At 65.7% G+C, this 15,264-nt stretch carries 17 protein-coding genes; 8 read left to right on the forward strand and 9 right to left on the reverse strand.

Annotated features, from left to right (window positions below; genetic code table 11):
- Positions 1-412: 412 nt before the first annotated feature.
- Complete coding sequence (locus AAFG16_RS20005) at positions 413-1,000, forward strand: TetR family transcriptional regulator (RefSeq protein ID WP_283085996.1); 588 nt, start codon at positions 413-415, stop codon at positions 998-1,000.
- Positions 1,001-1,016: 16 nt separating this feature from the next.
- Here the strand turns inward: AAFG16_RS20005 and AAFG16_RS20010 are convergent, their stop codons facing one another.
- From AAFG16_RS20010 to AAFG16_RS20020, 3 genes are all read right to left on the reverse strand, one after another.
- Positions 1,017-1,322: a hypothetical protein gene (locus AAFG16_RS20010; protein ID WP_342740309.1), complete on the reverse strand. Its 306-nt coding sequence runs from the start codon at positions 1,320-1,322 to the stop codon at positions 1,017-1,019.
- Between the two features lie 111 nt (positions 1,323-1,433).
- Positions 1,434-2,084 carry a response regulator transcription factor gene (locus AAFG16_RS20015; protein ID WP_342740310.1) on the reverse strand — a complete coding sequence of 217 codons (651 nt, stop codon included), beginning with the start codon at positions 2,082-2,084 and terminating at the stop codon, positions 1,434-1,436.
- A gap of 7 nt (positions 2,085-2,091) precedes the next feature.
- Positions 2,092-3,462 (reverse strand): histidine kinase, encoded by a 1,371-nt coding sequence (locus tag AAFG16_RS20020; protein WP_342740311.1) that lies wholly within the window; start codon positions 3,460-3,462, stop codon positions 2,092-2,094.
- Positions 3,463-3,663: 201 nt separating this feature from the next.
- Here AAFG16_RS20020 and AAFG16_RS20025 point away from each other — a divergent pair, with 201 nt between their 5' ends.
- The 5 genes from AAFG16_RS20025 to AAFG16_RS20045 all read left to right on the forward strand — a co-directional run bounded on the left by AAFG16_RS20025 (position 3,664) and on the right by AAFG16_RS20045 (position 8,012).
- A complete protein-coding gene (locus AAFG16_RS20025) occupies positions 3,664-4,449 on the forward strand; it encodes a MotA/TolQ/ExbB proton channel family protein (protein WP_283086000.1) in 786 nt (261 codons plus the stop codon).
- The gene (locus AAFG16_RS20030; RefSeq protein WP_265441465.1) at positions 4,446-5,117 is read left to right on the forward strand and encodes a hypothetical protein; all 672 of its coding nucleotides are present in this window, start codon (positions 4,446-4,448) and stop codon (positions 5,115-5,117) included. Before AAFG16_RS20025 ends, AAFG16_RS20030 begins: the two co-directional genes overlap by 4 nt.
- Positions 5,110-5,715, forward strand: a complete 606-nt coding sequence (locus AAFG16_RS20035; protein ID WP_342740312.1) for a hypothetical protein — start codon at positions 5,110-5,112, stop codon at positions 5,713-5,715. The genes AAFG16_RS20030 and AAFG16_RS20035 overlap by 8 nt, the downstream gene beginning before the upstream one ends.
- A gap of 116 nt (positions 5,716-5,831) precedes the next feature.
- A complete protein-coding gene (locus tag AAFG16_RS20040) occupies positions 5,832-6,572 on the forward strand; it encodes a metallophosphoesterase family protein (protein ID WP_342740313.1) in 741 nt (246 codons plus the stop codon).
- Positions 6,573-6,578: 6 nt separating this feature from the next.
- The gene (locus tag AAFG16_RS20045) at positions 6,579-8,012 is read left to right on the forward strand and encodes a bifunctional serine/threonine-protein kinase/universal stress protein (protein WP_342740314.1); all 1,434 of its coding nucleotides are present in this window, start codon (positions 6,579-6,581) and stop codon (positions 8,010-8,012) included.
- Positions 8,013-8,052: 40 nt separating this feature from the next.
- Here AAFG16_RS20045 and AAFG16_RS20050 read toward each other — a convergent pair whose 3' ends face one another.
- From AAFG16_RS20050 to rpe, 4 genes are all read right to left on the reverse strand, one after another.
- Positions 8,053-8,244: a hypothetical protein gene (locus AAFG16_RS20050; protein WP_283086004.1), complete on the reverse strand. Its 192-nt coding sequence runs from the start codon at positions 8,242-8,244 to the stop codon at positions 8,053-8,055.
- Positions 8,245-8,269: 25 nt separating this feature from the next.
- A complete protein-coding gene (locus AAFG16_RS20055; protein ID WP_342740315.1) occupies positions 8,270-8,434 on the reverse strand; it encodes a hypothetical protein in 165 nt (54 codons plus the stop codon).
- A gap of 5 nt (positions 8,435-8,439) precedes the next feature.
- The gene (locus AAFG16_RS20060; protein WP_283086006.1) at positions 8,440-8,583 is read right to left on the reverse strand and encodes a hypothetical protein; all 144 of its coding nucleotides are present in this window, start codon (positions 8,581-8,583) and stop codon (positions 8,440-8,442) included.
- Between the two features lie 163 nt (positions 8,584-8,746).
- Entirely contained in the window at positions 8,747-9,448 is a 702-nt protein-coding gene (rpe, locus tag AAFG16_RS20065; RefSeq protein ID WP_283086007.1) for a ribulose-phosphate 3-epimerase, read from the reverse strand.
- 251 nt (positions 9,449-9,699) lie between these two features.
- On the opposite strand from rpe, the gene AAFG16_RS20070 reads away from it, so the two are divergent.
- A complete protein-coding gene (locus AAFG16_RS20070; protein WP_342740316.1) occupies positions 9,700-10,503 on the forward strand; it encodes an EF-hand domain-containing protein in 804 nt (267 codons plus the stop codon).
- A gap of 148 nt (positions 10,504-10,651) precedes the next feature.
- Here AAFG16_RS20070 and AAFG16_RS20075 read toward each other — a convergent pair whose 3' ends face one another.
- A complete protein-coding gene (locus AAFG16_RS20075; protein ID WP_342740317.1) occupies positions 10,652-11,650 on the reverse strand; it encodes a P1 family peptidase in 999 nt (332 codons plus the stop codon).
- A 181-nt stretch (positions 11,651-11,831) separates the two neighbouring features.
- On the opposite strand from AAFG16_RS20075, the gene AAFG16_RS20080 reads away from it, so the two are divergent.
- Positions 11,832-12,449 carry a hypothetical protein gene (locus AAFG16_RS20080; RefSeq protein WP_342740319.1) on the forward strand — a complete coding sequence of 206 codons (618 nt, stop codon included), beginning with the start codon at positions 11,832-11,834 and terminating at the stop codon, positions 12,447-12,449.
- Here the strand turns inward: AAFG16_RS20080 and AAFG16_RS20085 are convergent.
- Complete coding sequence (locus AAFG16_RS20085; protein ID WP_342740320.1) at positions 12,427-15,252, reverse strand: PAS domain S-box protein; 2,826 nt, start codon at positions 15,250-15,252, stop codon at positions 12,427-12,429. The two genes, AAFG16_RS20080 and AAFG16_RS20085, sit on opposite strands and share 23 nt — an antisense overlap.
- Between the last annotated feature and the right edge of the window lie 12 nt (positions 15,253-15,264).

Here is a 15,264-nt window from a genome sequence, read left to right on the forward strand (position 1 = left end):
GTTCCCGACCATGGCCCGGGGACGGGCCGCAAAAATTAACTGTCAGTCACGGATCATTGACTGACAGATATTGAAATCTGTTAGCTAGACGTGTATATCCCTTCCCGGACGCCCCGATTGGGCGTCCCGTGGTCATCCCATCCCGGGGGCCCGACGTCCAAAACACCGGACCGAGGGGCGTAATTTGGGGGTGGGGACCGCGGACGAATGGAGACTTAAGAAAATGACGACCGAAATCCTCAATTTCACCGGCGCGATTGGGCATTGGCTCAATTTGCTGGTGGCGCGCCAGATCGCGGCGCAGGCTGCAAAACTGCCTCATTAAGGCGAGAGCTTTCCGAAACGACCGGCACGGGCGCTTCGGAAGCAGCCCTATCGCCGGATGAACCCTGAACGGGAACAAGGTGCTGGCATGAATGAAGCCGTTGTCTTGACGCCGGAGCGGATCCTCGAAGTCACCGAGGACGTTCTGCGGCGCTACGGACTTGCCAAGGCCACCGTGGTCGACGTTGCCCGTGCGCTCGATGTGAGCCACGGCAGCGTCTATCGCCATTTCCCGAGCAAGGCCTCGCTGCGCGAGGCCGTTGCCAAACGCTGGCTCGATCGCATCGACGCTCCGCTCCTGGCGATCGCCAGGGAGCAGGGCCCTGCGCCCGACAGGCTCGACCGCTGGCTGCGCACGCTGTTCGCCGCCAAGCGTTCGCGCGTGCTCGACGATCCCGAGATGTTCGAGACCTACCTGACGCTGGCGCGCGAGGCCTGCGCGGCGGTCAAGTGCCACAAGGACACGATGATCGACCAGATCGCGGCGATCCTGACCGACGGCGTCAAGCGGGGCGAGTTTGCCGTGGACGACGTCAAGACCACGGCGCGCGCGCTGTTCGATGCGACCTGCCGCTTCCACCATCCGGCCCATGCCGACGAGTGGAAGGATGCGGAGCTGCCTGCGCGCGTTGATGCGACGCTGGCACTGGTGCTGCGCGGGTTGAAGGCCTGCTAGACCGCGACCGCCTGACTTACCCTCTCGCCTTGTGAAGAAGCGCGCTCTCCCGAACGGTGGGCGAGGCAGTCGCGTGCCTGCGTGGGTGCATCCCGCCGTTGGCTGATGGCACGACCGGCGGGCTCTCCGGATATGCATTGACCGCGATCTCGACGGCATCCTTTGATCGCTTTCGAAGGCGGTAGAATGTCAGCTCCTGCTCGAGCATGGGGCAGCGGAAGTGAACGACGGCCGTGTCGGGCAGGCGGCAAAGTTCGTCGATGAGCTCGCCTACAGTGATGATCGGGGGATGGTCGATTGCCTTGTGATGAGCCTTGCGCATGGCGATTTACTCCTCCACTCCACTACTAACCGGAGCTGGATGGCCTCCGTTCCATCCCGCTGGGCAGATTCAAGATCGCCAAGCGATGTGAGGAAAGCGGCAGCCCCGCTGCTAGATTTTCGTCAGCCCGCAACTCGCCGCCAGCCGCACGAGCTGGGCATCCGTCCGTGCGCCCGTCTTGGTCTTGATCAGATAGTGATAGTTCTGGACCGTCTTCACACTGAGATTGAGATGCGCCGCAATCTGCTCGGTGGTGGCGCCGCCGGCGAATTGACGCAGGATCTCGATCTCGCGCTCGCCCAATTGGTCCAGCGCCGAGCCTGACGACAGGCTGTCCTCGGCGAGGATGTGCGCGATGTCGTCGCTCATGGCGCGCTCGCCGCGGGCGACGCTGCGGATCGCGGTGACGACGGCGGACGGCTCGCTGCTCTTGGTGACGAAGCCGCTCGCGCCGGCGGCAAAGGCGGCTTTCACCAGCACCGCCTCGTTGTGCATGGTGAAAACGAGGATGCGCGCACGCGGATTGCGGGCGCGGATGTTGCGGATCGCTTCCAGCCCGCTCGCGCCTGGCATCGAGATGTCGAGCACGACGACGTCAGGGTCGTGCGCCTTGAAGGCGCCGTAAGCATCCGCGGCGTTGTCGGCCTCCGCCACGACAACCAGATCGCCCTGGCTTTCCAGCACGCGGCGGTAGCCTTGCCGCACGATCGGATGATCATCGACCAGCAAAACCGAGATGCCTGTTGCCGCGACCTCGGTCATGCCTTCCTCATGCGGCGAGCGGAATGGTGGCGGCGACGCTGAGGCCGCCGCGCGCAGGCAGGATCGACAGCGATCCGCCGGCGGCCGTGACGCGCTCGCGGATGCCGGTGAGGCCGAAGCCGGCCGACTGCGCGACCCGTTCCGCATCGCCGCCGCCGTCGTCCTCTACCCTGATCAGCAGTGCATCGTCCTCGCCCGCGCGCCGCTCGACACGCAAGGAGATCTCGCGCGCGGAGCTGTGACGCAGCGCGTTGGTCAGGCATTCCTGGGCGACGCGATAGGCGGTGGTGGCGGCCGGGCCGCTGATGTCGGTGAGATCGCCTTTGACGTCGAGCTGGATCGTTGGCCTCGCCGCGCTTTGCGAGCGCCAGCTGTCGACGAGATTGACGAGGCTCGCCTCAAGCCCCAGCTCCTCGGGCAGGGGATTGCGCAACCGCTTCAAGGCATCGCGCAATGATGCCATCAGGTGATGGGTGGCCTGCGAGATCATGCGCGCGTCCTGCGCGATGCTGTTGTCCTTGCGGTCCCTCGCGCCGGCTGTCTCGATGGTGTTGGCGAAGGCGAGGATCGCCGACAGGTTCTGCCCGAACTCGTCATGCAGCTCGCGGGCAAGCGCCCGGCGCTCGTCGTCGCGGATTTCGATCAGTCGCCGCGTCAGCGCCGCGCGCTGTTCGGTGGCCTCCTCCAGCCGGCCGCCGAGCTCGCCGACGGCGTTGCCGATCATCGCCAGCTCCATCGAGCGGAAGCGCGGCAGCCTGGTGCGATATTGGCCCCGCGCCATGCGCTGGAGCGCGGTGACGATCGCGCGCGCCGGCGCCAGCGCATGCGCGATCGCAAGCGAGGCGAGGATCGCGATCGCCGCCGCCATCAGAAGCGCGACGTCGATCACGTTGAGAATGTACTCCCAGGCGAGCGAGATCGCGGCTGCGGCATCCGGCGTTGCGACGACCGTTCCGGCCGACGCGGCGCGGGGGCTGACCGGCCGCACCACCTCGGCATGGCTGCCGAGGAAGGTCGGCACGATCGAGGCGAACCAGCGCGGCGGCGTCTTGCCGATGCCTTGGCTCTGGCCGCAAAGCGGCTTTTCGAATGCGATGGCCGGCTGGAACTCGACGCAGACACCGGGCGAGATCAGCTTCATCGTCTCCAGCGTGCGCCACTCGGGAACCGGCAGGAGCTGCTCGCGCGTTCTGCTGCTTCGCAGCAAGAACTCGTGCCAATACAGTGCCTGAAGCGCCTGCGCGACCCGCTGGGCGGACGCCGCGGTCGCCCGGTCGACGCTGCGATAGGCATCGAACGTGGCCCACACGGTCGCGGCGCCAAGGCACAGCACCACGATGAGAAGCAGACGGGCGACAAGCTGAAGCACGAGGCGCATGCGATCATCCCCGACGTTTGATAAGCTCAGCCTAACAATGCCGCCGGTCCTTGCCAATTGCGGGGTTTGGACCGGATCACAGCTCGGGCAAATTTCCCAATCCGGATTGGGCATCGCTCTTTGGACCGGGCGCGGTGGCTTTGATCTAATGGCCAAGGAATCGTTGCAGGCCAGTCCCTGCAAGATGAGGAGCAGTGCCGCATGAGCTCGATGACGATTGGACCAATTGCAGGGTCTGCTGCCGACCCGTCCGAGCGCAGCGCGCTGCTGTTCTGGATGATCTTCACCGGGCTTTCGGTCTTCGCCGTCGTGCTGCTGTGGCGATTCGGCCTGATCCATCTGATGCTGACCTCGGATCGCACCTACATTTCCAGCGTAATCGCGGTGCTCTATGTCCTGACCTGCGGCCATTGCTTCCTGCGCACACGGGCGATCGCCCGCGAGGGCGCGGCGGCGCGGCGCTGCCGGGCGGCGCTCGCTGCGCCCGACGGCGGCAAGCTGCTCGATGCGCGCGCGGCGGCGCTCCCACGCGGGCTGGTGCGCGATCACATCGAGAGCCTCGTCACCAAGGCCGCGGCACAGGACTACCGTCCGGTCGACCAGACGCTGCTGCTGCGGACGCTCGCCGACCGTCTGCGCGGCTCCAACGGCTTCGGCGCCTTCGTCTCGGACACGCTGATGAAGCTCGGCCTGCTCGGCACCATCATCGGCTTCATCATCATGCTGGCGCCGATCGCGGGACTGGACGCCGCAGACAAGGTCGCGATGCGCTCTTCCATGGGATTGATGAGCGACGGCATGGCGGTCGCGATGTACACGACGCTCGCCGGCCTTGTCGGCTCGATCCTGGTCCGCATCCAGTATTACATGCTGGATGCCGCGACCCAGCGGGTGTTCTCGGATGCGGTGGTGCTGACCGAGACCTATGTGACGCCGGTGCTCGAGCGCCAAGGCGCTGGAATCAAAGGCGCTGGAACCTCGTCATGATGGATGACTTTGGTCTCTATCCGCGCGAGGAGCCGTTCGATCCGCTCGGCGTCATGCTGTTCAAGGCGCTCCAGGTGATCGCGTTCCTGTTCTTTCTGGCGCTGCTCGCGATCTCGCCCGATGCCAAGGACGGCAAGATCGACTCCAAGGCCGAGTTCATGATCACGCTGGACTGGCCGGACAACCACCCCGACGATCTCGACCTGTTCGTGCAGGATCCCGCCGGCAACATCGCCTGGTATCGCCACCGCGAGGCCGGCTTCCTCACGCTCGACCGCGACGACCGCGGCGGTGCCAACGACTTCATCATGGTCGCCGGCAAAAAGATCGCCTCGCCCATCCGCGAGGAGATCGTCACCGTGCGCGGCATTCTCGCCGGCGAATACACGGTGAATGTCTCGCACTTCGTCGCCACGACCGGTGAGCCTGTCACCGCTAATGTGAAGGTGCAAAAACTCAATCCGACCGCGCAGGTGATCTTCGACAACAAGTTCACGCTCGACCACACCGGCGACGAGAAGACCGCGGTGCGGTTCCGGCTCGACGCTGAGGGCAAGGTCGTCAATGTCGACCAGCGGCCGAAATCGCTGCTGGAGACGTTCCGCAGCAGCTGGCGCAACGGCGCTGATGTCGATCCGAAGACCCGGGTGAGGGTGCGCCGTGAGTGATTTACAGACGGTGATCCTGACGCTGTCGATCGCCTACGCCGTCATCGGGGCGCTGCTGCTGGTCGTGCTGGTCTATGCCCGGCTGCACTGGTCGTTCAAGGCAGTCGCGGTGGTCGTGACCAGCGCATTCTATGTCGTCAGCTTCACCGAGATGCGCGGGCTGCTCGGCTGGGCCAGCACGGACCGGCTGCCCACCACCTTCAAGCTGCTGAAGGCGCGCATCGTGGAGCCGCATTCGCTGGAAGGCGATCCCGGCTCGATCTATCTCTGGGTCGAGCAGCTCGACGAGGACAATCGCCCGAGCGGCATCCCGCGCGCCTTTCGCGTACCCTACAATGACCGGCTTGCCGACAAGACCCATGCGGCCGAGAACGAGATCGCGGCCGGGCATCCGCAAGGCGGCCGCGCCGCCGATTTCGGCGGCGGCGATGGCAGCCTGATCGACATGGTCCGGGAATATGTGACGCCCAAGACCATCATCGAGACCAGCGGCGGCGATTCCTCGACCGGCGAGTTCAATGCCCCACCGGCCGGCGCGCAAGGCGCCGTGTTCACCCCGATTCCGCCGCCCCGGATGCCGCCGAAGGACGAGCAATAGGCCCTTCACCATCGCAGCAGGGGCACGCTGGAAAACCGCACCCAGCTGGCGCATCTTGTTGACGTCCCTCAAATTGGCTTTATCGGCTCCCAATAAGGTTTGAGGGTGGAGGGTGCGTGCTTCTCGCTGTCTTCTCGGATATCCACGGCAACCGGCAGGCGTTCGAGGCCTGCCTGAAGGCGGCGCGCGCGAAGGGCGCGGAGCGGTTCGTGCTGCTCGGCGATTTCGTCGGCTATGGTGCCGATCCCGAATGGGTCGTGGAGACCGCGATGGCGCTGGTCGCGGAGGGCGCCATCGCTGTCCGCGGCAATCATGACGAGGCCGTCAACACCACGACCGAGACCATGAATGCCGAGGCGCAGATCGCGATCGAGTGGACGCGCGGCCGGCTCGACGTCGCGCAGCGGCGGTTCCTGGCCGAGCTGCCAATGGTGGTCGACGAGAAGGAGCGCCTTTACGTCCACTCTGAAGCCTCCAGCCCGCAGCGCTGGCATTATGTCCGCTCGACGGCGGATGCGGCCAAGAGCCTGATCGCGACGCCCGCCCATGTCACGTTCTGCGGCCATATCCATCGCCCCGCACTCTATTCGATGTCGGTGACGGCGAAGATGACGAGCCTCGTGCCCAAGACCGATGTCTCCGTGCCGCTGCTGCGCGGACGGCAATGGCTCGCGGTGCTCGGCTCGGTCGGCCAGCCCCGCGACGGCGATCCATCCGCGGCCTTCGTGCTGTTCGACACGATCTCCCGCGAGATTACGTATTGCCGCGCGCCCTACGACATCGAGGCGGCCGCGAGCCGGATTCGCGACAACGGCCTGCCGCACTGGCTCGCTGACCGGCTGTCGCAGGGGCGCTAGAGGCCGATGCCCAAACCCCTGGTCAAATCAGGCGCCGTCATCGACGGCTACACCATCGGCGAATGCGTCCATGCCGGCGGCATGGCGACGCTGTGGACCGTCACCCATCCCGGCATCGACGTGCCGCTGCTGATGAAGATTCCGCGGGTGTCGGAGGGCGAAGACCCCGCCGCGATCGTCTCCTTCGAGATGGAGATGATGATCCTGCCGCGGCTCGCAGGGCCGCACGTGCCCTCGTGGTTCGGCACCGGCGATTTCGCGCATCAGGCCTATGTCGTGATCGAGCGCATCGCCGGCACTACGCTCTACAAGCGGTTGCCCGATTTGCCGCTGCCTTACGACGAGGCGCGGCAGCTCGTCGCCAAGGTCGCAACCGCGCTTGCCGACCTGCACCGGCAGAACGTGATCCATCACGACATCAAGCCGAGCAGCATCATGTTCCGCGAGAGCGGCGAGGCGGTGCTGATCGACTACGGCCTGTCGCACCACGACCATCTGCCCGACCTGTTGCAGGAGGAATTCCGCCTGCCTTACGGCACCGCGCCCTATATGGCGCCGGAGCGGCTGCTCGGCGTGCGCGACGATCCGCGCAGCGATCTGTTCTCGCTCGGCGTGCTGCTCTATTTCTTCACCACGGGCGAGCGTCCCTTCGGCGAGGGCGAGACGCTGCGCGCGATGCGGCGCAGGCTGTGGCGCGATCCGCATCCGCCGCGCGCATTGCGCGCCGACTATCCGCCCTGGCTCCAGGAGGTGGTGCTGCGATGCCTCGAGATCGAGCCGGTGTGGCGCTATCCGACCGCGTCCCAGCTCGCCTTCGATCTCGCCCATCCGGATCAGGTCAAGCTCACCGCGCGCTCGGAGCGGTTGAAGCGCGATCCGCTCAGCGTCGCCTGGCGGCGCCGATTCAACCAGGGTGTGATGCGGCCGCGCGCCAAATCCGACGTCGCGGAACAGATCGCATCGAGCCCGATCCTCGCGGTCGCGCTCGATACCGCGGAAGGCGCGCCGGAGCTGAACGAGGCGCTGCGCATTACCACCGAGCGCATTCTGGCCACGTTACCTTCGGCGCGGCTTGCCTGCGTCAATGTCCTCAAGCTCAACCGCATCGCCATTGACAAGACGCTGGACGAGCAGGGCTCCAACAAGCACATCGACCGCCTGGTGGCGCTCCGGCATTGGGCCACGCCGCTGAAGCTCGACGAGAGCCGGCTGTCGGTTCACGTGCTGGAGGCGGTCGATCCCGCCACGGCGCTCTTGGAATTCGCCGAGGTGAACTCGGTCGACCATCTCATCATCGGGGCGCGGCAAAATTCGTTCATGCGTACCTGGCTCGGTAGCGTCTCGGCCAAGGTGGCCGCGGAAGCGAGCTGCACCGTCACCGTGGTGCGGCCGCCGCGGATGGCCGCGACGAAACCAGACGCCGGCGTGGTGTGGGGCTAAAGCATGATTCGGAAAAATGCGAAGCGGTTTTCCGAAAAGATCACGCCGCGTGAGCGGTGTGGACGGCGCGCTTGCGGCGGATCGGCCAGGAGAAGTGCGGGCCCGGTTCGCCGTGATCTGCGCTGCCGCCAAAATACTGGATGATCTCGCGGCAGGGCTCGCAATTGAACAGGTTACGCGACGCGGATGCCTTGGTCATTTCCTTCAGGCAGTTCGGGCAGTGCGGCTTCATGGTGGCGTTCCGGAAGTAGGAAGTCTCAGTGGTGGCAGTGGTCGAGATCCGGATTGTCGAACCCGGCATCCTCGTCCAGCGTGCCATCGCTGCGTTCGAGGCGGCCGAAGAAATAGTCGAGGCCCGGATGCGGGCGACGCGGGATTCGGCACCTGCGCTTCGGCTGGCGTTTCACGAGCGCGATCTGCATGGCGCTCAGCCCCGGCGGCGATGAAGCTGGATGATGCGGGCGGAAGCCGCGACCTTCACCGGTCGCATCACGTAGATGCAGCGAGCCGCAATCGCAGCGTTGAATCCGAGCCACAACGCCACGCCAGTCCATACCAGGGTCGTCGTCATGATGTGCTCCCGTCAAAAGCAGGCAGGAGTCACTTGCAGTGATTTGCGCGAATCAGGGAAGTCCGGAGGAGTACGGAATTTGGTTACAATTTGACGAATTGCGCGCTGCACTGCGGCAAGAGCCGCAATGTTTGCACTGTCGCGTCAAGCTTTCGAGTGCAGCTCAGATCGCTTCGCCGCGTGCCCCGAGCGCCGCGTTGCGGATCGCGGCGATGTTGGTCTTGTAGGCGTCCTGCGTGCCGCCCTTGAACACGGAGGTGCCGGCGACGAAGGCGTTGGCGCCGGCTGCTGCCAGCGCGCCCGCAACGTCCGGGCCGACGCCACCATCGACCTCGATGTCGATCGGGCGGCCCGCCGTCATCGCGCGGATGTCGCGGATCTTGCCGATGGCGGAGGGGATGAAGGCCTGACCGCCGAAGCCGGGATTGACCGACATCACCAGCACGAGGTCGACGAGGTCGAGGACGTATTCGAGCGCGCTGATCGGTGTGCCCGGATTGAGCGAGACGCCGGCCTTCTTGCCGAGCGCGCGGATTGCCTGGAGCGAGCGGTGCAGATGGGGGCCGGCCTCCGCATGTACGGTGATGTGGTCGCAGCCGGCCTTCGCAAAGGCCTCGAGATAGGGATCGCAGGGCGAGATCATCAGATGCGCATCGAACACCTTCTTGGTGTGCGGGCGCATCGCCTTGATGACGTCGGGGCCGTAGGAGATGTTGGGAACGAAGTGCCCGTCCATCACGTCGAGATGGATCCAGTCGGCGCCGGCGGCGTCCACCGCGCGCACCTCTTCGCCGAGCCTGGAAAAATCCGAAGCCAGGATCGAGGGCGCGATGGCCAGGGGGCGGGGAGCGAAGGCTTGGTTCATGGCGCGGTTTCCGTGGCGGCCGTAGGAAGATCAGGCCCCGCCTAACATGGGCATCTCGGCCGGGCAATGCAGGGGAGGCGTGCTTCCTGTGGGCGGAAATTTCTGCCGCGACCGGCATGAATTGCCGGTGTTCCCGCACCCGCCAGACGCGGCAAGGGCGGATTTCATTGAGCTTTTCGCGCTGGCACGACGCTTGCTGACTTCACGTCCAGAACATTGGCCGCGGCATGCCGCATCGTTGGAGTTGTGCAATGTTGTTCGCCCTTGGTGCCGTATCGAGCGCGCTCGACGCGATCCAGTCGCTGACGAACTCGAAATCGTCCTCCGCGACGCAGAAGACCGGATCCTCGCAAAGCGCTGCGACCAATCCGTTCGCGATCGACAGCGGCAGCAGCATAAGTAGCGGCGCGGCCTCGTCGGTCAATTCGGGCAATTGCGCGCAGATTTCCCCGGAGACGATGAGCGCGCTGATCGCGGCGCAGAGCCAGTCGTCGGACACGACCGGCAGCACGAGCAGCTCGACCTCGTCGGGCTCGACCTCCTCGACGTCGATGAGCCGGGACGCGGCGCTGAAGGACCTGTTCTCGCAGATCGATGCGGACGGCGACGGCAAGATCAGCAAGTCCGAGTTCGAGAAAGCGCTCGGAGCCGGCGGCACCAATCTGGCGCAGGCCGACGACGTCTTCTCGAAGATGGATGCCAATTCCGACGGCAACGTCAGCCTGGACGAAATGTCGAAGGCGCTGAAGAGCGGCCATCACGGCCGCCATGCGCATGGGGCGAGCGGCGCGGGCGATGCCTCCGGCAGCGGCTCGGATTCCTCATCCTCGTCGAGCGGCGGTTCGACCTCGACCACGACGACCAACGCCGACGGCTCGACCACCACCACCGTCACCTATGCCGACGGCTTCAAGATGTCGACCACGGTGCCGGGCGCCTCCAAGTCCTCCGCCAATTCGGCTTACGATCTGTTCGCGCAGTTGATGCAGCGGCAAGGCGGGCAAGGCCAAGGCGCCTCAGCGACTGCCGGCTCGTCCATGTCGATGAGTGTGTGAGCTAAGAGCGCTCTCTCGGCGAATTGCGCTGTCATGCCCCGCGAAAGCGGGGCATGCAGTACGCCGCGGCCTTCCGGTTCAATCACAACCGTCTCTGGAATACTGGATCGCCCGGTCTTCGCCGGGCGATGACACCCGATGTGAGGCGCTAGCCGAACCGGTCCTTCCACGCCGGCTGCGCGCCCGGGAACGGCAGGGCGGTCGCACTGTAGACGCCGCGGGCGATCGCGCGCGCGACCACGTTGGCGGCGACCATGCCGAGCTCGGTGAGGCCGACGAGCGGCTCGACCGGCTTCTCGCAGGTCGCGGCGGCGAACAGCACGTCGCCGTCGGTCGGCGCATGCACCGGATAGATCGCGCGGGCAAAACCCGTGTGCGCGATCATGGCAAGGCGCTTGGCCTGGGGCTTGGTCAGCGTGGCGTCGGTGACGACGACGCCGATCGTGGTGTTCTCGCGCTCGGCTGCGGCGGGCCCGCCCTTGATGCGCATCCTCAGCATGTCCTCGGTGAACGCGTTCGGTAGGCCGCGTCCGCCGAACTCGCCCGCCACCTCGAACGGCGCCGCCCAGAACCACGGGCCGTCGCCGACGGTGACGCTGCCGACCGCATTGACGGCGATGATGGCTGCCACCCTGGCGCCGCTGCTCGTGACGGCGGAAGCCGAGCCGAGCCCGCCCTTGAGGGTCGCCGTCGTCGCGCCAAAACCGGCGCCGACGCTGCCGAGCGCAAAATCGGATGCGGCGGCCGAGGCTGCCGCGGCGTAGCCGAGGTCGCGATAGGGCGCAAATCGCCCCCAGGCCTTGTCGCCGCCATTGAGCAGATCGAACAGGATTGCGCCCGGCACAATCGGGATCAGCGCCTCGCGGACGCGAAAACCGCGGCCCTGCTCGGCGAGCCAGGCCTGAACGCCGCCGCCGGTCTCGAGTCCGAAGGCCGAGCCGCCCGAAAGGGCGATCGCATCGACGCGCTCGACCGTGTTGGCAAGGTCGAGCAGGGCATCCTCGCGGGTGCCGGGACCGCCGCCGCGCACGTCGATCGCCGCAACGGCCGGCTGGTCGAACACGACCGCCGTCACGCCCGAGGCGATTTTCGCATCTTCGGCATGGCCGACGCGGACGCCGGCGATGTCGGTCAGCAGGTTGTTCACGATGGCGATTCCCTCACGTTCGATTTTGCGATGCGAAGGGCGGCATTATCCGCCGGCGGACGAGCCCGTCAATCGCGGCGCCGCCACGAACGATCCCGGCTTGACCGTGCAGCCGGGCTCGAACAATCTGAGGATGTCGCGAGATGACTGCGCCAACCGTCCATCGAATGGGAGATTGGAGATGCTGAGCTGTCTGGTCGATGCTCTCCGCTATGTGTTGCCCGCGATCAGTTTCATCGGCCTTATCGTCGGGGGCATCGCCTACGTCACGAACCAGCCTTATCGCGACGACATCGACCATGCTCTTAGAGGCGATCTGAAAATTCCGGAGCGAATGCTGCCGTGGGGCTACAATGCGGATCAGGTCCGGCAGGTGAAAGAAAGGCTCCGCGGCAAGCTCGTCGACGATCGGCAGACGCTGCTCGATGTCTATGTCAGCCCGGTCCTGTACTGGAACGACATCGTGTTCGCGGTGGGGATCGCGGTGTTCTCGGCCTCACTCTGGCTGTGGGTCCTGCTTCAGTTCGAGCCCACGGGCCTTGCGCGCTGGCTCGTGATCATCTTCGCCGCAAGCGGCGTGCTGTACGGCATCGCCGATGTCGCAGAGGACGTCATGCTTGCCCGGCTGTTCAGGGCGAACAGGGTCTCCGCCGATGAGGCTCATCTTGCGAGCGCGCTGACGCTTGCCAAGGTGGTCACGATGAGCGCATCTGTCGCCGGCGGCTTGGTCTTCCTGGTGTTGAACGTCCTGACGCCGCACAAGACGTTCGCGCCGGTCAACTCACCAGCGCCGTCCTGAGCATCTTGGCGAGCTCGGTCTTGCGGTAGGGCTTGGCCAGCAGCAGCACGCCGGAATCGAGCCGGCCGTGATGCACGATGGCGTTCTCGGTATAGCCCGAGGTGAACAGCGTCTTCAGGTCGGGCCGCCGCCGCGCCGCCTCGTCGGCGAGCTGCCGGCCGTTCATGTTGCCGGGCATGATGACGTCGGTGAACAGCAGGTCGATGTTGTCGTCGGCGTCGATGATGGTGAGGGCTTCGGCCGCATTGGCGGCTTCGAGCGCGGTATAGCCGAGGCTCTTGACCTGGGTCACGACGTACTGCCGCACCAAGGCGTCGTCTTCGACGATCAGGATCTTCTCGTCGCCGCCGGCGATGGGCACGTTCTGGAGCGCCTCGTACTCGGTCTCCTGCACGCCGCTCGATCGCGGCAGGTAGATCTTCACGCTGGTGCCGTGGCCTTCCTCGCTGTAGATCTTGATGTGGCCGCCGGACTGCTTGACGAAGCCGAACACCATGCTGAGCCCGAGGCCCGTGCCCTTGCCGACCTCCTTGGTGGTGAAGAACGGATCGAACACGCGGTCGATCAGTTCAGCGGGAATTCCGCTGCCGGTGTCGCTGACCGCGATCATCACGTAATTGCCGGCGGCGACGTCGGGATTCATGCTGGCATAGCCGTCGTCGAGGAAGACGTTGCGGGTCTCCAGCACCAGGGTGCCGCCGTCGGGCATGGCATCGCGCGCGTTCAGCGCGAGATTGAGGATTGCGGTGGAGAGCTGGCCGGGGTCGACCAGTGTCGGCCAGGCATCCTCGGTCAACTGCGGCATGATCGTGATCTGCTCGCCCAGCGTCGGATGCAGCAGCTTGGCGGCCTCGAGCGCCAGCGCGTTGACGTCGATCTCGCGCGGCTGGAGCGGCTGCTTGCGGGCGAAGGCGAGCAGATGCTTGGTCAGCTGCGCGCCGCGCTCGGCGGCATCGTCGATCAGCTTGGTGATGGCGGCAAGCTCCGGCCGGTCGGCGACGGCATCGGCCAGGATGCCGATCGTGCCGGTGATGACCGTCAGCACGTTGTTGAAGTCGTGGGCGACGCCGCCCGTCAACTGGCCGATCGAGTCCATCTTCTGGACCTGCCTGAGCTGGGCCTCGGCGGCCTGCTTCTCGGTGAGGTCGCGGCCGATGAAGAAATGGCGCTTCACCGGCTCCGACCAGGTGCCCATCCAGTTCAGCGTGACCTCGTGGCCGTCGTAGTGATAGTAGCGCGCCTCGAAGCTGCGCTTGACCGCGCCGCGCCTGGCCGCGCGCATCTCGTTTCGGGTGTTCTCGAGGTCATCAGGGTGGATGAACTCGGTCGCGCTGTGCCCGACCATGTCCTCCGGGCTGAAGCCCAGGATGGCCTTCACGCTGGGGCTGACCTGGATGAAATTGCCGAAGCCGTCGGTGACCAGGATGAGGTCCTGCGAGGTCTCGAAGATGCGCTGGCGCTCCTCGATCTCGCGGTTGAGCGCGGTCTCGGTCCGCTTCCGCTCGGTGATGTCGCGGGCCACCTTGGAGGCACCGATGATCTTGCCATCGGTCGATCGGAGCGGGACCTGGCTCAGCACCACGTCGATCGGCTGGCCGCTCTTGTGCAGCCGCACCGTCTCCTGCTGGTCGATGACCTCGCCGTTGCGCGTGCGGGCCAGGTTCTCGGCGACTTCGTCGCGCTGATCCTCCGGCATGATGATGTCGATGGGACGGCCGATCGCCTCGTTGGCGGAGTATCCGAAGACGCGCTCGGCCGCATTGTTCCAGGTCGTGATGGTGCCGTCGAGCGACTTGGTGATGATGGCGTCGTTGGAGGATGCGACGACGGCGGTGAACAACCGCTCGCGCTCGACGTGATAATTGCGCTCCTCATCCGATCGGCGCTTCAATGCGTCGACCATGCCCGCGGTCTGCGCCTGGAGACGGACATTCTCGATCAGCAGCACGGCGAGAACGAAGGTCGCCGCGCAGAGGCCGTAGAGGCGGCCGGCGTAGAAGCCGAGATCGAAGCGGGCGACGTTCACGATCGCCGACAGCGCGATGTCGAACAGCCAGGCGCACATCACGACCATGAGCCAGACGTCGATCACCGAATGCGGCCTGCGGAACCACAGCGAGACGAGCGCGGCAAAGCTCAGGGACCACACGAAGGACACGACCCCGATCATGGTCGGCGTGTAGCGGCCATCGCGCAGCAGGACCGGCAGCAGATCGTGCTGAGTGGTGACGATCCAGGCGAAGACGCCCATCGCGGCGATGACGCCGAGGACGCACGCGTAGATCGCGGTGCTCATCGCGCCCTGGACCCGGGGGCCGCCGTCCTTTTCCTTCAGCCAGGCATAGCCCAGCACGAACAGCGGAAAGCCGCCGTGCCAAATCATGTAGAGCCAGACCGTGGTTTGCCCGCCCGCGCCGAAGAGCCCGGTCGGTGCGAACAGGCCCGGGAAGGTGAGGGCATGGACCAGCGCGGCTGCGGCGGTGAACAGGTAGCCGGTCGCGAGCCATTGGAGTGCGCGGGTACGCAACACCGCAAACTGCGACAGCAGCAGCACGGCCGTGACGATGTCGCTGACAGCGAGGGCGGATTGATAACTCGCTACGAAGGCCGGGACCGGCAGCAGCGGGATACCCGCGAAAGGAACGGCCAGCGCGAACAGGACCGAGGACACGCCGACGATCCACAATGCTGCCCTGCGGTCGGTCGAGGTGGCCGGCAGGGTCGAAAGGAATGTGCTTCGGTCTATCGTTGTGGGCACGTCCACCTCTCGTCGACCGGTCTTCGCCATCTTCGCCGACTTCATCCGGAGTCCCGC

It is taken from the genome of Bradyrhizobium sp. B117 (genome assembly GCF_038969555.1).
Lineage (GTDB): Bacteria > Pseudomonadota > Alphaproteobacteria > Rhizobiales > Xanthobacteraceae > Bradyrhizobium.